Source organism: Apibacter muscae, assembly GCF_007845635.1.
GTDB classification, from domain to species: domain Bacteria; phylum Bacteroidota; class Bacteroidia; order Flavobacteriales; family Weeksellaceae; genus Apibacter; species Apibacter muscae.
Genome location: NZ_SELG01000029.1, coordinates 42,977 through 67,481, shown reverse-complemented (window position 1 = coordinate 67,481; position 24,505 = coordinate 42,977). Strand labels below are relative to the sequence as shown.

Annotated in this window: 22 protein-coding genes; 17 read left to right on the top strand and 5 right to left on the bottom strand. The window is 29.6% G+C overall.

Annotated features, from left to right (window positions below; all coding sequences use genetic code 11):
- The first annotated feature begins 2 nt into the window (after positions 1 to 2).
- The 12 genes from nadD to ETU08_RS02360 all read left to right on the top strand — a co-directional run bounded on the left by nadD (position 3) and on the right by ETU08_RS02360 (position 9,997).
- A complete protein-coding gene (gene nadD / locus ETU08_RS02415) occupies positions 3 to 578 on the top strand; it encodes a nicotinate (nicotinamide) nucleotide adenylyltransferase (RefSeq protein ID WP_146261419.1) in 576 nt (191 codons plus the stop codon).
- Positions 579 to 631: 53 nt separating this feature from the next.
- Positions 632 to 1,255 carry a 7-carboxy-7-deazaguanine synthase QueE gene (locus ETU08_RS02410; RefSeq protein ID WP_146261690.1) on the top strand — a complete coding sequence of 208 codons (624 nt, stop codon included), beginning with the start codon at positions 632 to 634 and terminating at the stop codon, positions 1,253 to 1,255.
- Between the two features lie 217 nt (positions 1,256 to 1,472).
- The gene (locus ETU08_RS02405; protein ID WP_146261418.1) at positions 1,473 to 2,111 is read left to right on the top strand and encodes a peroxiredoxin; all 639 of its coding nucleotides are present in this window, start codon (positions 1,473 to 1,475) and stop codon (positions 2,109 to 2,111) included.
- 24 nt (positions 2,112 to 2,135) lie between these two features.
- Positions 2,136 to 2,450 (top strand): thioredoxin family protein, encoded by a 315-nt coding sequence (locus ETU08_RS02400; RefSeq protein ID WP_146261417.1) that lies wholly within the window; start codon positions 2,136 to 2,138, stop codon positions 2,448 to 2,450.
- Positions 2,431 to 2,688 carry a DUF6952 family protein gene (locus ETU08_RS02395; protein ID WP_146261416.1) on the top strand — a complete coding sequence of 86 codons (258 nt, stop codon included), beginning with the start codon at positions 2,431 to 2,433 and terminating at the stop codon, positions 2,686 to 2,688. Before ETU08_RS02400 ends, ETU08_RS02395 begins: the two co-directional genes overlap by 20 nt.
- Positions 2,689 to 2,837: 149 nt before the next feature.
- Positions 2,838 to 5,018, top strand: coding sequence for a peptidylprolyl isomerase (locus ETU08_RS02390; protein ID WP_146261415.1), 2,181 nt, complete (start codon positions 2,838 to 2,840; stop codon positions 5,016 to 5,018).
- Positions 5,019 to 5,120: 102 nt separating this feature from the next.
- The gene (gene yidD / locus ETU08_RS02385; RefSeq protein ID WP_146261414.1) at positions 5,121 to 5,369 is read left to right on the top strand and encodes a membrane protein insertion efficiency factor YidD; all 249 of its coding nucleotides are present in this window, start codon (positions 5,121 to 5,123) and stop codon (positions 5,367 to 5,369) included.
- Positions 5,366 to 6,214, top strand: a complete 849-nt coding sequence (gene lgt / locus ETU08_RS02380; protein WP_146261413.1) for a prolipoprotein diacylglyceryl transferase — start codon at positions 5,366 to 5,368, stop codon at positions 6,212 to 6,214. Before yidD ends, lgt begins: the two co-directional genes overlap by 4 nt.
- 6 nt (positions 6,215 to 6,220) lie before the next feature.
- Entirely contained in the window at positions 6,221 to 7,255 is a 1,035-nt protein-coding gene (locus tag ETU08_RS02375; protein WP_146261412.1) for a glutaminyl-peptide cyclotransferase, read from the top strand.
- 41 nt (positions 7,256 to 7,296) lie between these two features.
- Positions 7,297 to 8,655, top strand: a complete 1,359-nt coding sequence (pyrF, locus tag ETU08_RS02370; protein WP_146261411.1) for an orotidine-5'-phosphate decarboxylase — start codon at positions 7,297 to 7,299, stop codon at positions 8,653 to 8,655.
- A gap of 14 nt (positions 8,656 to 8,669) precedes the next feature.
- Positions 8,670 to 9,227: a crossover junction endodeoxyribonuclease RuvC gene (gene ruvC / locus ETU08_RS02365; protein WP_375764688.1), complete on the top strand. Its 558-nt coding sequence runs from the start codon at positions 8,670 to 8,672 to the stop codon at positions 9,225 to 9,227.
- A complete protein-coding gene (locus ETU08_RS02360) occupies positions 9,224 to 9,997 on the top strand; it encodes a UbiA prenyltransferase family protein (RefSeq protein WP_146261409.1) in 774 nt (257 codons plus the stop codon). Before ruvC ends, ETU08_RS02360 begins: the two co-directional genes overlap by 4 nt.
- A 62-nt stretch (positions 9,998 to 10,059) precedes the next feature.
- Here the strand turns inward: ETU08_RS02360 and ETU08_RS02355 are convergent, their stop codons facing one another.
- Positions 10,060 to 10,440 carry a DUF4293 domain-containing protein gene (locus ETU08_RS02355; RefSeq protein WP_146261408.1) on the bottom strand — a complete coding sequence of 127 codons (381 nt, stop codon included), beginning with the start codon at positions 10,438 to 10,440 and terminating at the stop codon, positions 10,060 to 10,062.
- 206 nt (positions 10,441 to 10,646) lie between these two features.
- On the opposite strand from ETU08_RS02355, the gene rho reads away from it, so the two are divergent.
- Positions 10,647 to 12,323 (top strand): transcription termination factor Rho, encoded by a 1,677-nt coding sequence (rho, locus tag ETU08_RS02350; protein WP_146261407.1) that lies wholly within the window; start codon positions 10,647 to 10,649, stop codon positions 12,321 to 12,323.
- 63 nt (positions 12,324 to 12,386) lie between these two features.
- Here rho and ETU08_RS02345 read toward each other — a convergent pair whose 3' ends face one another.
- Together ETU08_RS02345 and ETU08_RS02340 are read right to left on the bottom strand one after the other, a co-directional pair.
- Positions 12,387 to 13,400, bottom strand: coding sequence for an AI-2E family transporter (locus ETU08_RS02345; protein WP_146261406.1), 1,014 nt, complete (start codon positions 13,398 to 13,400; stop codon positions 12,387 to 12,389).
- 66 nt (positions 13,401 to 13,466) lie between these two features.
- Positions 13,467 to 13,760, bottom strand: coding sequence for a DUF3817 domain-containing protein (locus ETU08_RS02340; protein ID WP_146261405.1), 294 nt, complete (start codon positions 13,758 to 13,760; stop codon positions 13,467 to 13,469).
- A 119-nt stretch (positions 13,761 to 13,879) separates the two neighbouring features.
- Here ETU08_RS02340 and ETU08_RS02335 point away from each other — a divergent pair, with 119 nt between their 5' ends.
- Complete coding sequence (locus ETU08_RS02335) at positions 13,880 to 17,164, top strand: TonB-dependent receptor domain-containing protein (protein ID WP_146261404.1); 3,285 nt, start codon at positions 13,880 to 13,882, stop codon at positions 17,162 to 17,164.
- Positions 17,165 to 17,206: 42 nt separating this feature from the next.
- On the opposite strand, the gene ETU08_RS02330 is transcribed toward ETU08_RS02335, so the two are convergent.
- Positions 17,207 to 17,668: a GNAT family N-acetyltransferase gene (locus tag ETU08_RS02330; protein ID WP_146261403.1), complete on the bottom strand. Its 462-nt coding sequence runs from the start codon at positions 17,666 to 17,668 to the stop codon at positions 17,207 to 17,209.
- Complete coding sequence (fbp, locus tag ETU08_RS02325; RefSeq protein WP_146261402.1) at positions 17,658 to 18,674, bottom strand: class 1 fructose-bisphosphatase; 1,017 nt, start codon at positions 18,672 to 18,674, stop codon at positions 17,658 to 17,660. The genes ETU08_RS02330 and fbp overlap by 11 nt, the downstream gene beginning before the upstream one ends.
- 203 nt (positions 18,675 to 18,877) lie before the next feature.
- Between fbp and ETU08_RS02320 the strand changes: the two genes are divergently transcribed.
- From ETU08_RS02320 to ETU08_RS02310, 3 genes are all read left to right on the top strand, one after another.
- Positions 18,878 to 20,701 carry a bifunctional lysophospholipid acyltransferase family protein/GNAT family N-acetyltransferase gene (locus tag ETU08_RS02320; protein WP_146261401.1) on the top strand — a complete coding sequence of 608 codons (1,824 nt, stop codon included), beginning with the start codon at positions 18,878 to 18,880 and terminating at the stop codon, positions 20,699 to 20,701.
- A gap of 226 nt (positions 20,702 to 20,927) precedes the next feature.
- Positions 20,928 to 21,794 carry a formate dehydrogenase accessory sulfurtransferase FdhD gene (fdhD, locus tag ETU08_RS02315; RefSeq protein ID WP_146261400.1) on the top strand — a complete coding sequence of 289 codons (867 nt, stop codon included), beginning with the start codon at positions 20,928 to 20,930 and terminating at the stop codon, positions 21,792 to 21,794.
- An 80-nt stretch (positions 21,795 to 21,874) separates the two neighbouring features.
- Positions 21,875 to 24,235: an FdhF/YdeP family oxidoreductase gene (locus ETU08_RS02310; protein WP_146261399.1), complete on the top strand. Its 2,361-nt coding sequence runs from the start codon at positions 21,875 to 21,877 to the stop codon at positions 24,233 to 24,235.
- The last annotated feature ends 270 nt before the right edge of the window (positions 24,236 to 24,505 follow it).

The window sequence follows — 24,505 nt, the reverse complement described above, 5'->3', positions numbered from 1 at the left end:
AAATGAATAAGATAGGTTTATTTTTTGGTTCCTTTAATCCTGTTCATATTGGACATTTAATTTTAGCCAATAGCATTGTAGAAAATACAGATTTAGACAAAGTTTGGTTTGTAGTTACCCCTCACAATCCTTTTAAAAATAAATCTACTTTGTTGGAGGATCACCATAGGCTAGAAATGGTAAATTTAGCAATCGAAAAGTACTCTAAGTTTGAATCTTCCAACGTGGAATTTTCATTGCCTAAACCTTCTTACACCATAGATACTCTTGTAGCGTTACAAGAAACCCATCCAAATAAAAAATTTGTATTGCTTATGGGGGAAGATAATTGGATACACTTTCCTAAGTGGAAGAACTACGAAGAAATATTAAAACGTTACGAAGTCTACGTCTATCCAAGAAGTCATGAATATACTACCATTCCTTTAGAACATCCTAAGATGTCGAAAATTGCAGCACCTAAAATTGAAATATCATCAACATTAATCAGAGAATACATAAAAAACAAAAAAAATATCCGCCCATTATTGCCACCAGAAGTATATAAGTATATCGATGGAAGCAATCTATATAAATAATCATTCTTTTTGTACCTTTAGTAACTATTTTAACTGTTTGAATTATGAAATCAATGAATGAGCAATCGGACTTAGACCTAGGATTATCACTCCCTATTATGGAACATTTTTATACCATACAAGGAGAGGGAAGACATACGGGGACAAGTGCTTACTTTATTCGTATTGGAGGTTGTGATGTTGGTTGTCATTGGTGTGATGTGAAAGAAAGTTGGAACCCTGATTTACACCCAGTAAGTTCAGCAGAAGAAATAGCTAAAATGGCAGTAAAACATTCCAAAACTATTGTTTTAACTGGAGGAGAACCATTGATGTGGAATTTGAGTCCACTTACTTCAATATTAAAAGAATTGGGATGCACGATACACATCGAAACTTCTGGAGCTTATCCTATGAGCGGAACGATAGACTGGATTTGCCTTTCACCTAAAAAAAACTCCTTACCACTAAAGGAGATTTATGAAAAAACACATGAGTTGAAAATGATTATCTATAATCAACATGATTTTATTTTTGCAGAGGAGCAAGCTGAAAAAGTAAATAATGAAGCTCTTTTGTATTTACAACCGGAATGGAGCAATAGAGAAAAAATGACTCCTAAAATTATAGATTATGTAATGAAAAATCCAAAATGGAAAATTTCTTTACAAACTCATAAATATTTAAACATACCTTAACTCTTAAAAAAATAGTAGGGAATAAATCTATTTAAACATTTGAAATAGAATAAATCTATACTTGTATAGTGGATTGTTATATTTTATTAAATTGTTAAACCTATTCTTATAAAACTTTTTTATTCTTGTATAAAAAAGATTAATCATCGATTGAGAATTAAATAGTCAATTAATTTGTACCTTTACGATAAGTAAAAAGAATAAAAAAAATTATCTTATGTCATTAGTAGGTAAAAAATTTCCAAATATTTCAGTAGATGCTATGGATCATATGGGAGATGATCTAAAGATTAATGTGTTTGAAGAAGCTACAAAAAAAAATAAAAAAGTGTTGTTGTTCTGGTATCCAAAAGATTTTACTTTTGTTTGCCCTACAGAATTGCATGCTTTTCAAGAAGCGTTATCAGAATTTGAAAAAAGAAATACTTTAGTTGTTGGAGCATCTTGTGATACCAATGAAGTACATTTTGCATGGTTAAATACACCTAAAGACAATGGGGGTATTGAAGGAGTGACGTATCCAATTTTAGCAGATACTACAAGAAACTTATCCAATATTTTAGGTATTCTTGATATTCAATCTTCTTCTTATGACGAAGATCATGATACAGTAATTATAGAAGGATCCAACGTTACTTATAGAGCAACTTTTTTGATAGATGAAGAAGGAAAAGTATTTCACGAGAGTGTTAACGATATGCCTTTGGGTAGAAATGTTCAAGAGTATTTAAGATTGATAGATGCTTACGCTCACGTACAAAAATACGGAGAAGTATGTCCGGCAAACTGGGAAGAAGGTAAAGAAGCAATGCATGCAGATAGAAAAGGTGTAGCTGATTATTTATCTTCTCATTAATTTAATTTTAAAACAAAAATTATTATGGTACAAGAATTAGATCAAGATAACCTTCAAGAAATTGTACAAAGTTCACCCATTGTTTTAGTTCAATATGCTGCCACATGGTGCGGGAATTGTAAGATTATGAAGCCTAAATTTAAAAAAATAGCTGCTGAAAATGAGAACATTCCATTCGTGATCGCAGATGCTGAAAAATTTCCTGAATCTAGAAAATTAGCAAATGTTACCAACTTACCTACATTTGCAGCTTTTAAAGATGGTAAATTAGTAAATCAAATACAAACAAACAAAATAGAACCTTTACAAGAGCTAGTCAATGAAGTTACCGGTAATTAAACATTTAACTCAATTTATTGAGAAAAATGATGAAGATTATGTGAATGAAACGATTGAAACTTTGGAAGATCTTACTGAATCACCAGGGTTGAAAGATGAAGAAATTGATGTAATTGGAGAATTAATTTCTAATATGTACGGAGCTATAGAGGTTCATAAAATGGTACAAGAAGGAATGGATCAAAAAGAAGCTTTAAACGCTTTTATGAAAAGAGTTTTAGGTTCTATTGATAAATAATTCATAGAAAGTAAAATAAAAATCCCTTAAAGTAAAAATTCTTTAAGGGATTTTTATTTAAAATACTATTTCATTTGAAATAATATTTTTGTAATTCATATTGAAATTGTATTTTCGTAAATTAAAAAAAATAATAAACATAAGATTAAATGGCTATTCTTGGACAAATAAGAAAAAGAAACGGGTTATTAATAGGATTTGTAGCAGTAGCACTGCTATTATTTTTATTGGGAGGAATCGATTGGAGTAGATTGGGAGGTAAAGATCCTAATGTTATCGGTAAGGTAAACAATCAGGTGATAACTAGACAAGAATATAATAATCAACTAAACTTTATTCAAAATCAATATCAAGGTCAAGTACCGTTAAATTTTTTAGAGGGACAGGTATGGAACACTCTGGTTCAAAACACATTAATTAAACAAAAATTTAATAGTTCAGGGTTTATTTTAACAGACGATATGATTTGGAATGCAGCAAGAAACTCAAACATATTTAATTCTCCTCAATATAAAGATAAAAATGGCAATATAAATGTTCAGCTTATAAAACAACAATTTGAACAACTTGAACAGAACCAGAATGCCAATTCCGAGTTAAGCCAAATGTATCAGCAATTTCTAGAACTTAAAAATAATTTGAGTGTACAAGCCATGTATAGACAATATTTTGGTTCTTATGGAGCAGGGTTATTAACCAATGCTAATGAAGTGGATATATTGTTAGGAAATAGAGTGAATTCTGCAAACATAGAATATGTAAAAGTTGATTATAATGCATACCAAAGCAAACATCCTGTAAAAGTTACGGATCAAGATTTGCAAAATTATATTAATGCACATAAAACTCTATTTAAAATAGATGAAAATAGAACTTTAGATTATGTATATTTTCCGGGAACGGCCTCTTCCTCAGACAAAAAACAAATTTTAGATCAATTAAATAAATTATTAACTAATACAATTATTGATGGCGATACCATACAAGCTTTTGGATCTGTTAAAAATGATTCCTTATATATATCTAAGTTAAGCTCAGATCAGTTGATTGATAATGATTTTAATCCAATATATAGAGCTGAACAACAGTTGCCACAAGCAATTAAAAACTGGGTAAAAACGGCAGCCATAGGGCAAGTCTCTTCAGTTTATGAAGATGGTGGGGCTTATGTTTACTCCAAATTAATAGGAAAGAAAAATGTTGATTCTATTCAAGGTAAAAATATATTAATATCTTTCACGGATTCAGGATCACAACTAAAACCAAAGACACCTAGAACAAAAGAGCAAGCCAAAGCACAAGCCGATCAGTTAGTTCAACAATTAAATGCTAACCCTAATGATTTTTCTAAATTAGTAGTTCAGTATTCAGACGATCCCGGAGTGTCAAGCAATGGTGGTGTAATAAAGTTAACAACTGCCCAAGATTTTAAAGGGGAATATAAAGGCTTACAAAGGGTACTTGAAAGTTCTCCTCTAGGTAAATATGAAGTGGTTGAAATACCTGAAGGATACTTTGTGATTGCGATCACTGATAGAAAACCGGTTGGAACTGTATATAAACTTGCTGACATAGCTAAGAATATTGAACCTTCTGAAGCAACTGTAGATTTAGTTAGAAAACAAGCCAATACATTTATTCAAAATATCAACGGAAAATCTTCACAAGAATTTCATAACGTAGCTAAAGCTCAAAAATTCAATGCTAAACAGCAAAGAGGTATATTACGTTTCGGTACTATGTTGGAAGGACTGGGTACTGACAAAGATTCTGATATAATTGCTTGGGCTTTTAATTCTAAAAGAAATTTAGGAGACACAGAATTATTTATTACCGGAGATCAAGGATATATAGTTGCTAGAGTATCTTCATTATTTAGCGGAGGTTTAGCTGATCCTTCAATAGTTAGAAAGCAAATTGAAACAACTGTAAGAAATGAGTTGTTAGGAAAAATTATAGCAGATAAAATTAATTCTTCTAACCAATCTTTAGACCAATTAGCCAAAGATTTTCAAACGACGAAGGAACAAGCAAACATAACTTTTGATAATCCTTCCATAGGAGGTTCTTTTGAACCTAAAGTAGGGGGAGCTGCTTTTGGTATTAAACCCAATGAGAAATCTAAGGCTATTGAAGGAAAAGCTGGGGTATATGTTATAATAACAAAATCCATTACTAAAGGAGATAGTGGAGATAAGAAAACATTTAAAGAGCAATTGATGAGCATTTACTCTCAACAAATGCCAAACTTACTTTTACAAACCCTATATCAAGAAGCAAAAATTGATGATTATAGAGCAGATATTTTAAACTCTAACCCAAGAAATTAAAGCCTCAAATAATTATAAAAAAACTCTTTTTAAACTTTAAAAAGAGTTTTTTTATAAATAAAAACCTAATATTTAGAATTATATTTGTACGAGAAATTGGGCATGATAAAGAAAATAACCATATTTCCATTCATTCTATTCATAAGATTTTATCAGTTAGCTATATCGCCATGGTTAGGATCCAATTGTAGATTTACTCCCACTTGCTCTCAATATATGCTAGAAGCATTAAAATTGCATGGATTAGTTTATGGCTTTTGGTTAGGTTTAAAAAGAATATTTAGCTGTCACCCCTGGGGCGGAAAAGGATATGATCCAGTGCCTTTAAAGAAAAATAAAAAAAGTAAATGAATCAATTATTACACATTATTTGGGATCCCAGTATTGGCATTCAAATAGGAAACTTTACTTTAAGATATTATAGTCTAATGTATGTAATTGCATTTAGCATAGGTTTTTATCTTATGAGTAAAATTTTTAAGAAAGACAATGAAGATCAAAAGTTATTAGATCCCTTATTTATATATATGTTCCTAGCTGTTATTATTGGAGCTCGTTTAGGACATGTATTATTTTATCAAAAAGAACTTTTTATAGAAGATCCCTTGGCAGTTTTTTTACCATTCAGAACCAAGCCTGAATTTCAATTTACAGGATTTTCTGGATTGGCAAGCCATGGTGCTGCCATTGGTATAGTAATCTCCTTATACTTTTACAATAAGAAATATTTAAAAAGGAATTTACTTTGGATTTTAGATAGGATTGTAATTCCTGTGGCTATCGGAGGAATGTTTGTACGTTTAGGTAATTTTTTTAATTCAGAAATTTTAGGGAAGCCTTCAGATCTGCCTTGGTCAGTATTATTTAACCAACAAGATGTTCATGAGTATGGAGAAAGGGTATCTAGACATCCGGCTCAGTTGTACGAAGCCTTTGGGTATTTAATTTTGTTTTTCTCTCTCGTCTTTATATATTTTAAAACCAATAAGAAAAAATTTCTAGGTTGGATATTTGGTTACTTTTTAATCATACTTTTCGGCATACGTTTTATAGTTGAATTTTTTAAAGAACCACAAGGGGAGGAATATATCAATTGGTTTGGATTAAACACAGGACAATGGTTAAGTATTCCCTTTATATTAGTAGGAATATATATATTACTCACTTCAAAAAATCGTATTTATATTACTAAATAACTTATCATGAAAGCAATTGTTAATAAATTAATTATAGGCACTGTATTACTTATGGTAGCTATAGGATGTAAAGATTCTAACAAAATAAGTATAAGTACAAATTTTGATCAGTTAAGTGATAAAGGGTTACACATGGGAGATAAGCTCCCTTTAGAAATAAGTTCTGAAGATGGCACCATAGACTCGTATACTGTAAAGTTAAACGGTAAAGACTATGAGAGTAATAACATCGTTTTAGATTCCACAAACTCTAGCTTAGGCGCGAATACTCTAGTGGTAAATATTAACTATAACGGGAATCATAAAAAAGAGATTGAGACAGTTTTTAACATTTATTCAAACGTAAAAGAAAAAGAATTTAGTTATTCAATTATCCAAGAATATCCACATAATCCAGAATTGTTTACACAAGGATTCACCTACAAAAATGGTGTTATAACTGAAAGTTCAGGTTTGTATGAAAAATCTAAATTGGTGCGTTATAATTTAGGGGAGACAGCATTTAAACAAAGCATTTCCCTAGCGCCACAATTTTTTGCAGAAGGTTTTGCTGTTTTAAACAATAAACTTTATTTGTTAACTTGGAGAGAAAAAACTTTATTAATATATAACCAAGCAACCTTTGAATTGGAAAAGCAACAACCTTATCCCAATAATCTATCAGAAGGATGGGGGGCTACCACAATTGGAGATGACATTGTGGTATCGGATGGTTCTTCAAAGTTAAAATTTTACGATCAAAATTTTAATCTTAAACGAATAATTTCTGCCATAGGATACAATCAAATATATTCCAATCTTAATGAATTGGAATATGCCAATGGACTTATATACGCCAATATATTTGAACAACCTATCATATTAGCCATAGATCCAAAAACAGGAGTTGTAGTTGCAAAAGCAGATTTTTCTGATTTAGCTAAAAAAAACCAAACCAATGCTGATGCTGTATTAAATGGAATAGCACATGTAGAGGAAAACCATTTTTTAATAACCGGGAAGCTTTGGTCAAAAATATATAAAGTTATTTTCCAAGATTAGAAATTAAAAAAATTCATTTTATATAAAATAAACAAGTAAAAATGATTGATAAAGAAAATTTTTTGTTAAAATCTTATGAATTAGGGATTATAAAATTTGGTGAATTTACTTTAAAAAGCGGGATACAATCTCCCTTTTATATAGATTTGAGACCTTTAGCCTCAAGTCCAAGTTTGCTTAAAGAATTATCAGAACTTTTGTTAGAAGAAATACAAGAACCTAATTATCAACTCATTTGTGGTGTTCCTTATGCAGCCTTGCCTATGGCGACAGCCATGTCTTTAAAATCTGAGATTCCATTAATTATCAAAAGAAAAGAAAATAAAGGATATGGTACCAAAAAAATGCTCGAAGGCATTTTTACGGTAGGACAAACTTGTTTGCTTGTAGAAGATGTAATAACTAGTGGTAAAAGCTTATTTGAAACTATTGAAGAGGTTGAAAGAGAAGGATTAAAAGTAAAAGATATAGTAGTAGTTTTAGATAGAGAACAGGGAGGAATTGAATTATTAAACGAAAAAGGATATAAAGTACATAAACTATTTAGCATCCAAAACGTAATAGATATTTTATATAAAAATAACTTGTTAAAAGAGAAAGAAGTTTTAAAGATTAAAGATTTTTTAAATGGTAATTCTTTAGCTATTTCTAAAAAGCCAAGATTAAAATATGAGGAGAAAAAAGAATTGCAAGAACATCCGGTAGCAAAAAAACTTTTAAGTATTGCAATTGAAAAGAAGTCAAACTTAATTGCATCGTTGGATGTAACGCAAACCTCTGAAATTTTAGATTTAGCAAAAAAAATTGGAGATTATGTAGTAGCAATAAAGTTGCATACAGATATCCTTACTGATTTTTCTGTAGATTATATAAATGAATTAAAATCTATAGCCCAAGAAAAGAATTTTTTATTGTTTGAAGATAGGAAATTTGGGGATATAGGAAATACACAACAATTGCAATTTGAACTAGGGATCTATAAAATATCAGATTGGGCAGATTTAATTACTTCTCATGTAATTGCTGGAGAGAATAGTTTAAATGTATTTAGTGAAAATATAGGGGTTGTTACTATAGCTGAGATGTCATCAAAAGGAACTTTGACCGATGTTACTTATAAACAAAAAGCGATACAAATATCAGAAAAAAACTCTAAAGTCATTGGTTGTGTCGCACAATCCTCTTTGCCAGATTCCTTATTGTTGTTTACTCCAGGAGTAAATCTAGATTCAAAAGGCGATTCAAAAGGCCAGCAATTTAATACCCCAGAAAAGGTATTTAGAGAATATTACACAGATTTCATAATAGTAGGTAGAGGAATTTATAAATCTGCTAATCCGGTTGAGGAAGCCCAAAAATATAGAGAGGAAGGCTGGAGATCTTATGAGGCAACGCTTTAATTATAATATTATTAGTGGAAAAAATAATTATTGGCATTGATCCTGGGACGAATGTAATGGGCTATGGGGTGATTCGTGTTCTTAACAAAAAAATGGATTTAGTTTGTATTGATGAATTAATTTTAAATAAAATTGACTCTCACGCTTTAAAACTTAAAAAAATTTTTGATAAAACACTCGCTTTAATCGACACCTATCATCCGGATGAACTAGCGATTGAGGAACCTTTTTATGCGAAGAATGTGCAATCCATGTTAAAACTAGGACGAGCGCAAGGGGTGGCTATGTCGGCTGGACTTTTAAGAGAAGTTCCAATTACAGAATATTTGCCAAAAAAAGTTAAAATGGCAATTACCGGTAATGGGAATGCTTCCAAAGAACAGGTGGCAGGAATGCTTAAAACCCTATTAAAATTAAAAGAATTTCCGACAAAATATCTGGATGCTTCAGATGGTCTGGCGCTTGCCGTATGTCATTTTTTAAATAGTGGTACTTCTTCATTAGCAAATAAAAAAAGTTATACCGGTTGGGAAGCCTTTGTAAAAAATAATCCAAAGAAGGTAAGTAAGTGATAAAAGTTATACAGGAATTTCTTGTAAATACTAAAATATGGGTATCATTAATGATTACCGCCTTATCCGTATTTTTAGGGTTAGCTAATCATCAAATAGATTTAAATAAACAACTAATACTTTTTTTTTCTTCATTGGCAGCCTATAATTTCATATGCTTTTATGAAATATGGAAAACTAAAACTTTAAATCATAGATCTTTATATATCTTCATTTTAAGTATAGGGACAGTTGTATATTTATTTTTTAAACAAAATAACTTATACACGCTTATAGCTCATACTATAATTTTATCAGTATTAGTTTTAATGTACAATTCAAGAATATTAAAGCTACATTTTAGATCTATCTCTTTACTCAAAATATTTATAATATCATTTGTGTGGACCTATGCCATATTTTGGATGGGTAACGCAATAGATTTTTCCATTGGATTATTTATATCTGTGTATTTATTTGTATTTGGAATAACTATACCCTTTGATGTTTATGATATAAGAGAAGATAAAATACTCACGATTCCCAAATGGATAGGTATTAAGAAGAGTAAATGCATATCTTACTTTAGCTTAGTAGTTTCATGTATAATTTTAATTTATAGCCTCAATTCATATATATACACTGCTTATAAAATTAGTTGGGGAATTAGTTGTCTGATAGCAATGGTTATGGTTTATTTTACGAATTGTAAACAAGCATATCTATATACGCGTTTTTGGGTTGAAGCCTGTTCAAGCTTTCCACTTTTCCTCTTATATATATTTAAATAAGTAAAAAGCCGTCATAAAAATTATGACGGCTTTTAGCACTCATTAAAAAGTTGTTATGAGTTTTAACGGAATCTATCTACAGATTTTATAAGTTTTTCGTCCTTATTGATATATTTATTTGCCATGGCAAGCAGAATAATCAGCAGAACCGGAACAAAAAATTCAACACCTTTCATAGGAGAAAGAACTCCTCCAGGAGAGCTTAGTAGATGGTAAACCATATAACTAATTAACATTACGTTGATAATTATATTTAGATAATTAATTTTCATTTGTATTTTTCTCTTTTTAAAACTAAATAGAGAAAAGAAAGACAATATACCAATCAAAAATAATAGACACATATCTATCCAATCATCAGGAATAAGGTCAGTAATAAATCCAGCAACAAGACTTAATATTCCAGTAATCGTTAAAAAAATACTCTGAATTCTCTGAATCAAGATTTATAGTTTTAAAGCTACAAATATAAAAAAAATTCGTGTTTTAATAAAATATTTTGTAATATTGCCTTACAAACTACTAAAGATTAGTAAAGTATATTCTATAAATTAGAAAGTCACTACTTTGTCTTAAACAAAAAAACAAATTAATCAAGTTTATTTTTTACGATAATAACAACATTTAAATCATTTTATTTAACATATATATGTTTGAGGAACAGAAGCTAAAAGCAATGAAAGTTGCTGAATTGCAAGAGATTGTAAATAAATTAGGTATTAAAACTTCAGGGTTAAAAAAAGCGGATTTAATAGAATCTATTTTATCTAAACAAAAAAACGAAAAAAATATAGATAACTCAGAATCCCATAATTCTACTTCAGAATTATCCACAAATCATAAGAAAGTCCTTGAAGAAGATAAATCTCAGAGAAAAAGAATCGTATCTAAACAGTCTCAAGATAAGCCTTCAAATCCCAAACAAGTAGAAATAAATGTAGAAGATAATATTAAAAGTTCTTCTATTGAAGAAAAAAAAGATAGAATTCCTGAGGAAATTATTGTAGAAAGTCAGCAGGCAAGACGTTCTCAAGTTATTTTAAAAAAGAATTCTGGTAGCACTCATTTTCAAAAACCAACAGTAGAGAAAGAAGAAAGAAAAACTACAGATGATGTAGAAAAAAATAATTTTCAAAAGAAAAGAAAGCCCAACGACTACAATAAACCCAATAATCACCATTCTAATAAATATAGATCTTCAGAATATGAATTTGAAGGCATAATAACAGCGGAAGGGGTTCTTGAGATTACCCAAGACGGTTACGGCTTCTTACGCTCATCAGATTTTAATTACCTATCCTCTCCTGACGATGTTTACGTATCACTGTCTCAAATTAAACTCTTTGGATTAAAAACTGGAGATACAGTTACAGGAGAAGTTCGCCCCCCTAAAGAAGGAGAAAAATTCTTTCCTTTAGTTAAAATTATTGAAATAAATGGAAGAGAGCCTTCTTATGTTAGAGATAGGGTTTCTTTTGAACATTTGACTCCATTATTTCCAGAAGAAAAGTTTAAATTAGCGGGTGTAGGAGCAACGCTGTCCACTCGCGTGGTAGACTTATTTTCTCCAATAGGAAAGGGGCAAAGAGGAATGATAGTGGCTCAACCCAAGACAGGAAAAACTCTTTTATTGAAAGATATTGCAAACGTAATATCTATGAATCATCCAGAGGTATATATGATTGTACTTCTTATAGATGAGCGACCGGAAGAGGTGACAGATATGCGAAGAAGTGTAAAAGGAGAAGTTATTGCTTCTACCTTTGACGAATCTGCAGAAAAACATGTTAAAGTAGCTAATATAGTTCTTTCAAAAGCGCAGAGAATGGTTGAATGTGGGCATGATGTTGTAATATTGTTAGATTCAATCACAAGACTAGCAAGAGCATACAATACCGTATCTCCAGCGTCTGGAAAAGTACTATCCGGAGGTGTAGATGCCAATGCTTTGCATAAACCAAAAAGATTTTTTGGTGCAGCTAGAAATATAGAAGGAGGAGGATCTCTTACTATTATAGCGACGGCTCTTATTGATACGGGTTCTAAGATGGATGAAGTTATCTTTGAAGAATTTAAAGGGACAGGAAATATGGAGTTGCAGTTAGATAGAAAAATTGCAAATAAAAGAATTTATCCTGCTATAGATTTAGTTTCATCATCCACGAGAAGGGATGATATTTTACTAGACCCAGTTACGCAACAAAGGATGTGGATTCTAAGAAATCATTTAGCTGATATGAATTCTTTAGAGGCTATGGAATTTTTAAAAAATAGATTATCTAAATCAATCTCTAACGAAGAATTTTTACTTACTATGAATAAATAAGTTATAGTTCTTATTTATTCAAGAGATTTTTATGAATGTTTGTAAATTAATAACTATTTGGATTTAACGGTTAGTAAATTCATCATTATAAACATTCAATAAAAGAAAAAAGGTTGATAATAATATAGGTCCAAAGATTAAACCTAAAAAACCAAATATTTTCATTCCAAAAATTACTCCGAAAATTGTAATTAATGGATGTACGTTGTCTAACTTTTTTAATAAAGTAAATCTAGCTATATTATCAGAAGATCCAACGATAATAAATCCATATAAAACAATAAATATTGGTTGCCAGGTTTGTCCAGAAGTAAATAATATAATTCCTATGGGCAGATAAGCTAAGGTAGCCCCAACTAAGGGGATCATTGCAGCAAATATAGTTACAGCAAACCAGAACCATAAGTTATCTAAACCAATAATTATATAACCAATAGTTGCTATAATACCTTGAATCAATGCAACGGCTGGTATGCCAATGGAATTGGCTAATATCATCCTTTTTAAACGATTTCCTAATTTTAAAGTATTTTCTAATTTTAAAGGAGACCATTGGGTTAAAGTACTCTCTAGTTTACGAATATTCATAATCATAAAAAAGAAAATTAAAAAAGAAAATACAAAAACAACACCTACATTTATAGTAGAATTAAGAATTTGAGGGATAAATTTTCCAGCCCAACTGCTTACCTTTAAAAGGTTTTCTTTACTTAAAAGATCAAAATTATACTTCGTTTGTAAATCATGCATAATTTTAAGAATAGAATCATTTAAGTTTTTGGAATATGCAATAGCTGTTGATACTTTGGAATAAGTTAGTTCTATAATAAGATAAACAGGAGCTGAAATAAGTATAAATGCTAATATAAAGATTAAAAAAACCGTTAACCATTTATTCCATTTCTTTTCTTCAGTCAGTTTTAAAAATAAATCTCTAGATAGGGTATATAAAGTAATAGCGCCTAATAAACTTGGTAGAAATATTACCAGTTGGCTGAATATTAAGGTAAATAGTAGCAATAATATAACAATAAAGAGAACTTGATGTATAGTTTTTTTGCTTATTTTATCAACCATTGTGTATTTAAATTTGATGTAAATATAAAATTAAAATGTAAAAAAATGATTGAATTTATTATAATGCTAGTTCGGTTTAGTTAATTTTTTTTCAACCCAAATAGTTGCAAAAGGAAAGAAGGCTGACATTAAAGCAAATACAAAATCTTCATCGTCCCACTTATACAATTTGCGTGCATAAATTGCTAATATTAAGTACGCCGTAAAAAAAAATCCATGAATAATTCCCGCTGGAATCATAATAATAGGAGTATTAAACATATATTTTAAAGGCATAGCAACAAGAAAAAGCAGAAAGCAACTAAATCCTTCAGCATAACAAACTAATTTAAAATATTTATCTAAATTATTATTATTCATAGTACGAATATACCATCAATTTGCAAATTTAGAATTATAATTTGATTATTCGCTTATGAATGATTAATATTGTATCGAAAATGGCTTAATTTATATGAATACTATATAGAAATTCGAGTATGAAAAAATATTTTATCTTCTTTTTATTATTTTTATTACCTTTTGCTGGAAAAAGTCAATCTAAAATTAACGTAATCTTTCAAATTGTTGATGCTAAAACTAAAAAATGTTTAAGTAACGATTTAAATAAAGAAATTACCTTTCAGTATAAATATGATTCCTTGTTTAAAGATGTTAAAACATTTACTACAAATAAATGTTTTAATAGTTATACGATTTCTAAAAAAACAGGTAGATTTAAAATATTAATTTCAGTATCAGGATATCAAACTCAAGAAATTATTTTTGATGTTAAAGAAAAAACATTAGGTCCGCTATATCTAGGCAAAGTTTATGTTAACCTTCCCAATAATCAACAAATGTTGAAGAAAAACAAGTTCAATAAGAACCAAGGGATTGTCGTGAGTGGTAAAAAGGAATATCTAAAACCTAAAGAGATTCCCAAACAAAATCAAGATAAGATAGGAGATAAGGATTCTACTGTAGGAATACAATATACTAAAAGCATAGGTGAAGATAGTATATCTACTCTTCCAAGTTTAAAGTCGAGTACTTTAAAACCCACTCCATTTAACAATAATGATGACAATATTTATTTATATGATAAAGATAAATTACTTTCCTCAAATCCTAACACGAAGTGGAATGTAGATAACCATAGCAATAAATATAAACCTTTGTCAAGTTTTCCTATTTTAAATAAAAATGAAACGTCAAATGTTTACACTCCTATTGATAATTCTATAAAAAATCATGAGAGTGAGGAAAAGCCATTAGAATCTAATGTTCATATAAACAACGAATCAACTCTAAATCTCATATTTAAAATAGTTGATAGTAAAACAAATGCTTGTTTAGCAGATGATTTAAATAAAGAAATTAAATTTCAATACAAATATGATTCCTTATACAAGGATGTAAAAACATTTAACACAGCTAAGTGTTATAATAGTTATACGATTTCTAAAATACCAGGAAAATTTAGAATTTTAGTATCCACTATAGGTCATCAAACTCAAAGTATAGACTTTGATGTTGTAGAAAGTCTTCCTGATACCTTACTTATAGGTAATGTTTACATGAATAATATTGGAAATATAGGGGAAGTTCCGGATACTCTAAGCAATAGCGAAATAACAAATATGGAAGGAGTGGTTGTAGTAGGTGGAAAAAAAGAAATGATAAAAGTGGAAGCGAATAAAACCACATATTCAGTGAAAGATAATGAGTTACTTTCAGGGGGTAATGCAGAAGAAGCATTAACTAAAATCCCAGGTGTTATTAAAGGTTATGGGGGAGAATTAACCGTTAATGGTAAAAGTATGGCTATATATATAGATAATTCACCTACCGGTTTGTCAGGTTCTGATTTGGAAGGATTATTGCAAGGAATGCCTGCAAGTTCGATTGAAAAAATAGAAATAATTTCTAATCCTGGAGCTTCTTATGAAGCTAATACTGGGGGAGGGATTATTAATATAGTTACCAATGGAAGAGCATCACTGGGATTAAATGGTACGGCAACCGTGAACTATCGTTTTAATAAACTAAATATTGTTAGCCCATCAATCAGTTTAAATACTCGTAGAGGATCTGTAGGTTTACAGCTAAACTCAGGCTTTAGTTATAGAGAAAATGAAACTTTTACTTCCAATAATAGAGAATTCACCTCATTTTCACCCTCTATTTTAATGATTCAAAATAATAATAATAGTAGTTACAATCGTTTCTATTATTTTAGACCCTCTGCCAATATTCGTTTGAATGAAAGAAGTAATATTCTTATAAACTATAATTTTAATTATAGCCATGATAATAATTCTAACTTGGGTGTATTATTAGGTATGGACAATACAGGAAATTTAAATCTTATTAATAATTTTAATTCAAAAAATGATAATACGAATCATGAAATCATAGCAAAGTACAGAACAGAAATTGATAGTTTAGGGAAAGTATTTGATATTACTGCTTATTACTCTAATTTCAATAAAAATTTGCAAAATAGAGGTATACAAAATAATTTAGGTATATATGACTATTCAATAAATGAAATCGACTCAAAGTCAGATAACTTCTATCTTAAATCAAATATTGAAATACCTATCCATGAATTAGATTTAACAATAAATGCGGGTGGAAAATTTTCCTTAAATAGTTCTACAAGCAAAGGAAGATATAATTTATTAAATAGTTCACCATTAATTTTTGAAAATCCCAATTACAATACTTTTATGGATTTCAAATACGATGAAAATCAATATGCATTATATACGGAATTAAGCAAAAACTTTAATAAGTTAAGTATAACCGCTGGTTTAAGATATGAAAACTTAGAATATACTAGTAAAGTAAAAGAAAGCTTACAAAAATCAAAACATTCATTAGAAAAATTTTACCCATCATTTAGCTTATTGTATAGGCTTAATTCAACCATCAATTTTAATGCTTCCTATAGGAAAAGTATTTCGCTTCCTTCTTATACTAGCTTAGACCCAAATATTACAGGGTATTATGATGAATACAATACCACTACGGGTAATTTATTTTTAGAACCCAATTATTATGATAATTATGAAGCGTCTATAAGCGCATTCAATTATTTAAGACTCGGTTTTCAATATACTCATTCAAAAAGCATTAACCTTATGAGTTATGAGAACGCACAAAATTCGTTGGTGGTAAATCAAACAACTAAAACTTATAACGGAGTGAATAGTTATAATATATCCTTAGGAGTTCCAGTGCCGTTTGGGTTAATTACTAAAGGGAAAAAGTTTTTCGATGAACCCATGAATGTAAATAAAATGAGTTTCTTATATTTTTATACGATGTATAATTACTATAAGGTTGATGACTATCCTTATATGGATAAAGTGAAACCTATGTGGTTTTATGCTTTATATACTCAAATTGTTCTTCCTAAAGAAATAAAATTAACAGGATTTTACTTATTTAGTTCCAAAGATGGTTATTTCCAAATATATAAATCACAACAGCCGATAAATTATTCTAACATAGAATTATCAAGATCTTTCTATAATAATAATTTAAAAGTTTCTTTAGGGATGAATAATGTATTTAGCCCAACTAAATTAAAAGCACAGATTACTAATCCGAATTTATTAACCAATTTTTATCAAAGGAATCAAAATCAATTATACTATATAAAACTATCGTATAATTTTGGTAAACTTAAAAATATGAAAAAAGAGAATACGGAAATTGAAACCGATAAGACTAAGGAAAGTAATCAACTAATTCCAACACCCTTAAATCCTTAAAATTTAAAAGGTCGGCTTATTTATAGCCGACCTTTTTTAAAATTATTTTTTTAGCATTTTTATATGTTCAATTCCATCTTCTAAATATATTTTTCCAATTTCTTCAAAACCTAATTTTTTATAAAAATTAGTGGCGTAAAATTGAGCACTTATTTTAATAGGCTGTTTACCTAGAAGATTGTATAAATTTTCAATTGATTTATTCATAAGTATTTTACCTAAACCAATAGAACGAAATTTGTTTTTTACAACAACTCTTCCAATAGAAGCTTCAGTAAAGGAAATATTCTTAGGTAGAATTCTAGAATATGCACCCAATTCATTTTTTATATATATTAACATATGATAAGCTTCTAAATCTTTGTCATCTAAATCCTGATATATAGAGTTTTGTTCAATAATGAAAACTTCACTTCTAAGTTTTAATAAATGATAAAGCTCAGTTATTGACAATTCATTAAATCTTTTAATTTTTAGAGATATTTCCTCAGATTTATTTTGCATTTTTTATAAAGTATTCAACTTTTTCAACCATTTCTTTAGAACCACAAATAAAAGGCGTGCGTTCATGTAATTCAGACGGAGTTATATCTAATATACGATGAAATCCATCGCTAGCCTTGCCACCGGCTTGTTCTGTTAATAAAGCGATGGGGTTGCATTCATACAACAAACGTAATTTACCTTTAGGCGCATTGGAATACGAAGGATAAATATATATTCCACCTTTTAATAGATTTCTATGAAAATCCGCCACTAACGATCCAATATAACGAGAGGTATAAGGACGATCTTCATTTTCTTCTTGACAATATTTTATGTATTTTTTAATGCCTTGTGGGAATTTTATGTAATTTCCTTCATTAATAGAATAAATTTTCCCATTTTTAGGAATTTGAATGTTAGGATGAGAGAGATAAAAAGTGCCTAAGGAAGGATCTAAAGTAAAACCATTAACCCCATTTCCTGTCGTATAAACAAGCATGGTAGAAGAACCATAAACAATGTATCCAGCAGCAACTTGATTTTTTCCAGGTTGTAAAAAATCCTCAGCCTGAACGGAACCTTCTAAAGATGTTCTTCTATAAATAGAAAATATGGTTCCTACGTTTACATTTACATCAATGTTTGAAGATCCATCTAAAGGATCAATAAGAACCACATATTTGCTTAAATTAATATTATTTTTAGCATGAACTTTAATATAGTCCTCATTCTCTTCGGAAGCAATTCCGCATACCACTTCTCGATTATTGAGCGCAGCTATAAAAGTTTCATTAGCAAAAACGTCTAGTTTTTGCTGTTCTTCGCCTTGGATATTATGATTCCCCATAGCACCAACAATATCAACCAAACCAGCTTTATTAACTTGTTGGTTAACTACTTTAGCTGCTAGTTTTATGGAGCTTAAGAGCCTAGAAAGTTCTCCTGATGAATATTGGAAATCGGCTTGTTTCTCAATAATAAATTCACCTAAGGTTTGTGGGTTTTTAGTTTTAGTATTTGTCATTTTAATTCAATTATGAATTTTTCAAATATATTCAAATTTTAAGTAGTTATTTAGTTATAAATAGATTTGTCATATATTTGTTAATATTCCTATGAATCAGTAGCGTTTTTAAAAAAATCTTGCTTAGATGTTCGATTAATGATACAATTAGTAAGAAAAAGAAGATTAGAAACGATGAAGATAGAATATAAAATTGATAAACAATGAGCTTAATATCTATTAAAGATTTACAATATGTTTTAAAACTAAAAAAATTTGGCTTTCTAGGAAAAAGCGTTGCTTGGTTATTAATGTATATTTTAAGACTAAACAAAGTAAATGAAGTATACGATAAGGTAAAAGATTTATCAGCTCAAGAAGCATATCAGAGAATTTTAGACGAACTAAAAGTAACCTATAAAATACATGAAGAAGATTTAAAAAGAATTCCCGAAAGCGGACCATTTATCATAGTTTCAAATCATCCTTTAGGGGCATTAGACGGAATAATACTTATGAAAATTATTTCTGAACGAAGATCGGATTTTAAGATTATGTCTAATTTTTTACTAAAAAAAATAGAACCTTTAAAAGATATAATTATACCCGTTAACCCATTTGAAACACGTAAAGATGTTTTTGATAACAAAATGCCAATTATGGAAGCTTTACGATATTTAAAGCAAGATCATTGCATAGCAATGTTTCCTGCAGGAGAAGTTTCGCATTACAATAGAAAAACAAAAAAATATGAAGATAGGGAATGGCTAGAAGGTAGTTTGAAATTAATGAAAATGGCAAAAGTGCCCATTATTCCTATTTATTTTCACGCAAAAAACAGCAATTTTTTTTATAAAATGTATGACATTCATCCGGATCTACAAACGGCAATGCTTCCGGTTGAAATGGTTAGGAAAAGAAAAAAACCGATACAAATACGAATAGGGAAATCCATTTCCGTTAAACAGCAAAATGATTATCCTACAATTAAAGAATATGGAAACTTTATAAGGAGTAAAGTGTATATGCTAAAATCTTTTTACACTGTTAATAAAGATCCATTTAAAAATTTAAGATTTCTTTCAGTCGCAACAATGATGAAATCGGCGAATTCTGCCAAACAGAAACCTATCATAGATGAAACTCCAAAAGAATGCATCTTAAAAGAAATAGAATTACTTAGAGAATTTAATTGTGATTTGTTTACCAATTATCAATACGAAGTTTTTTTTGCAAAACCCGAAAAAATCCCTAATATCTTAAGAGAGATTGGCAGGTTGAGAGAAATAACCTTCAGGGAAGTAGGTGAGGGAACCAATGAAGCTTTTGATTTAGATGAGTTCGATCAGTTTTATCGACATCTTTTTCTTTGGGATAGTGGAAAACAAGCCATAGTTGGTTCCTATAGAATGGGAATGGGAGAGGAGATCTACAAAAAACATGGAATTAAAGGTTTTTATACAGCTTCATTGTTTGAATATGACCATGAAATACAACCTTTTTTTAGAAAAAGTATTGAAATGGGACGTGCATTCATAATGAATGAATTTCAGCAAAAACCAATGCCGTTATTTTTACTATGGAAAGGAATTGTTCATGTATGTTTAAGAAATCCTTATTATAAATATTTGATTGGAGGAGTAAGCATTAGCAATCAATTTTCAAATTTTTCAAAATCTATAATGGTAGAGTTTATGCGCTCGCATTATTACGATGCTTACGTGGCGCAATTTGTACATCCAAAAAATGAATTTAAAGTAAAATTAAATGATACTGAAAAAGATCTTTTTTTTGGCGCGGCTGAAAATGATTTGAATAAATTTGACAAATTAATAGACGAATTAGAACCCTCTTTAAGATTACCTGTACTTATAAAAAAATACTTCAAACAAAACGCTAGAGTAATAGCATTTAATGTAGATCCTAAATTTAATGATGCTATTGATGGATTAATGTATATAAGAATAAGTGACATTCCTAGTGATACGATTAAACCAGTTCTCGATGAATTACAAAAAGAAATGGATAAAGAAAAAATTAGTAGTTAATATATTATTAAATATTTTTTAACTAAAATTTTTGTCATTTAATTTTAAAACAATAATATTTACTAAACAATCTTATTAACAAAACATAAGTTTTTTAATTTTTAGCTTATTTAGCTAAATAATACTCAATATTTAATTGTTTTTTATAAAATTCTAATAATTTATTTTCACACTAAATTGTTATCGTTAAATTTTATATATTTATCGTATTAATTTAATATAAATAATGATAAACAGTTTATTAAATAAAAAATCTATTAATCAATTAGATACAGTTAAAGTAAAGCAGGGGAGATTTGTAAATTTTACTGATTCTGTATCTGTGGAAGAGCCTCTCGAGATTAGAATTTTGTTTGGATCGACTGGAAATAAAACGGAAAAAAATATTTCTATTACCATGAGAACTCCAGGGAATGATGTGGAACTGGCAATAGGTTTTTTATTTACAGAAGGAATAATTAATTCCTATAAAGAAATAAAGACTGTGAAAAGTACCGAAGAAGGTACTCCTTTATTGCAAGAAAATAGAGTTATAGTAGAGTTGTCAGACGGCTATAATCCGGAGATAGGAAATTCTGATCGGAATTTTTATACAACATCTAGTTGTGGTGTCTGTGGTAAAAGCTCCATACAGGCTATAAAAACAGTGAATAAGTATCAAAATATTAAAAAAAAATCATTAAAGATAAATACAGAAATTTTTTATGCTCTAGCCGAGGTATTAAAGAAAACCCAATCAAATTTTGAAATTACAGGGGGTATTCATGCATCAGCAATTTTTGATTTAGAAGGGAATTTAAATGCTATGAGAGAAGATGTTGGTAGGCATAATGCACTAGATAAATTAATCGGGTATTTTTTAATCAATAATCATTTGCCACTAAATGATAAAATACTTTTATTAAGTGGAAGAGCAAGTTTCGAACTTATTCAAAAAGCATCAATGGCAGGGGTTTCATTAATAGCTTCCATAGGAGCTCCGTCAAGTTTAGCAGTAAGTATAGCAAAAGAATTTGATATGACATTGATTGGGTTTTTAAAGAAAGATAGTATGAATATTTATCACAAATCATTAAAGCATTCTTTTTACTAAAAAGTATTTAGAATATTTAAATCAATATTCGTAATAATATAAACATAGATTATAAGTATACTACTAAACAGAGAATAGTTATGGCTAAAGATAATAATACAGAAAATTTAGAATCAAAGGATCCAAAAGATGAAAATCCATATAATTTAACAGGAAAATTAAAAGTAAGTGATCCAGAAAAAAAGGCAGCTGGTTTTACAGCAGTAAAGGTTTCGTTAGAAAACCTGATTGATGAAAAAACTTTATTAAGAGGAGGAAAGGCATTATTTAGCATGAATCAATTCACAGGGTTTGATTGTCCCAGTTGTGCATGGCCAGATCCAGATGATGAACGATCTTCTCTAGGTGAATACTGCGAGAATGGTGCAAAAGCTTTGGCAGCAGAAGCTACTAGTAAAAAACTTGATCCAGAATTTTTTCAGGAAAACTCTGTCTATGAGCTTTCAAAACTTGATGATTTAAAAATTGGAAAATTAGGTAGATTAACTCACCCATTATATTTACCTCCGGGGGGAACCCATTATCAAGCCATTGAGTGGCAGGATGCATTTAATAAAATAGCAAATCATCTTAATGAATTAGATTCACCCGATCAAGCAGCATTTTATACCTCTGGTAGAACCAGCAATGAAGCTTCATTTGTATATCAGTTATTTTGCAAAGAGTTTGGAACCAATAATATGCCGGACTGTTCAAATATGTGTCATGAAACTTCAGGTACAGCATTGTCTCCAACCATAGGTATAGGTAAAGGAACGGTTAAATTGGAAGATCTGTACGAAGCTGAGATTATCATTAGCATCGGACATAACCCAGGCACTAATGCTCCAAGAATGTTAAGCGCTTTAGAAAAATGTAAAAGCAATGGAGGTAAAATTATTTCAATAAACCCTTTGCCTGAAGCAGGTTTATTTGGATTTAAAAATCCACAAAAAATTAAAGGTATGCTTGGTGGAGGAGTTAAGTTAACGGATGTTTATTTACCGGTTAAAATAAATGGGGATATGGCTTTATTAAAAGCTTTAGAGATCCTATTATTTGAATTTGAAAAACAATCCCCAGGTAAAGTTCTAGATAAATCATTTATTCAAGAAAAAACCGTAGGCTTTGAGGAATTTTCTAAACAATTTTCTAAATATAAATTAGAAGATCTGTCCGTAGAATGTGGTATTTCCGTACAACAATTGCGTGAAGTTGCAGAAATGTTAGCCTTTAAAAATCGAATAATTATCTGTTGGGGAATGGGTATAACTCAGCAACCCAACGGTGTAGATATGGTGAAAGAAATGCTTAATATTCTCTTGATGAAAGGGAGTATAGGAAAGAAGGGAGCCGGTGTTTGTCCAGTGCGTGGACATAGTAATGTGCAAGGGAATAGGACAATGTTAGTGAATCATAAACCTACAGATGAACAACTAGATACGTTGGAAGAAGTATACGGATTTAAAATGCCAAGAAGTCATGGTTATGATGTAGTTCATACCATTAAAGCTATGCACGAAGACAAGGTTAAAGTTTTATTCTGCATGGGAGGAAATCTTTTATCAGCAGCTCCCGATACAAACTTTACGTCTAATGCGATAAAGAAATTAAACCTTTTAGTTACAGTTTCTACCAAATTAAACAGAGGACATTTAGTACACGGTAAAGAATCAATTATTCTGCCTACGTATTCACGTTCAGATATGGATATTATGAACGATGAAGTTCAGATTATAAGTACCGAAAACTCCATGGGAGTAGTACAAGCATCCAAAGGGGTTTTAAAACCAGTTTCCAATAATCTGATTAATGAAATGCAAATTGTTTGTAGGATGGCTATAGCAACTTTTGGAGAAAAAAGTAAAGTTAATTGGAAGCGTTTTCACGATAGTTATGATGCTGTTAGAGATGATATTGCTAAGTGTATACCAGGTTTTGAAAATTACAATGAGAGAGTGCGAGTGAAGGGAGGTTTTTATCTGCCTAATGGAGCAAGAGACAAACAGCAATTTTCTTCAAGCTATAACTATAAAGCACCCTTTACTATTTCTGACGTGCCAGAAAATAAATTGGAAGATGATGAATATTTAATGGGGACAACACGAACACACGATCAATTTAACACAACGATATATGGAATGGATGATCGGTACAGAGGGGTGCATAATGAGCGTAGAGTGATCTTTATGAATGATGATGACATACAAAAAGCAGGGTTAAAGAATGGGGATAAAGTTGATTTATTTAATTACGATAATAATGTAGAAAGAATTGCTCCACTGTTTATAGTAGTTTCTTATAATATTCCTAAAAAGAATACTATGACCTATTTTCCTGAAACGAATGTATTAGTGCCTATTGATAATACTGTTAGAGGTAGTAATATGCCAGCATCTAAATACGTAAAAATTAAAATTAAAAAACACGATCCTAAAATTTATGATAGAATTGAGGTGTAGCTTCGTAAGCTCAAAATTATAAATAAAGAAATATTAAATTTAGCGTTATAAAAAAATAATAGATTTATATAAGGCTAAGTCAAACTAAAACCTGATTCATAAATAATTGAATCGGGTTTTAATTTTTCAATCTTATTTTTGATAGAATTAGAAGCTAAAAATTAATTTATTAAGTTAATAGATAAAATTAAATTTAGAGAAATTATATAATAGTAATTTACTAGAGTAGTATTTTTTTATTAAGAAAGCAATCTATAAAAAAACAAATGA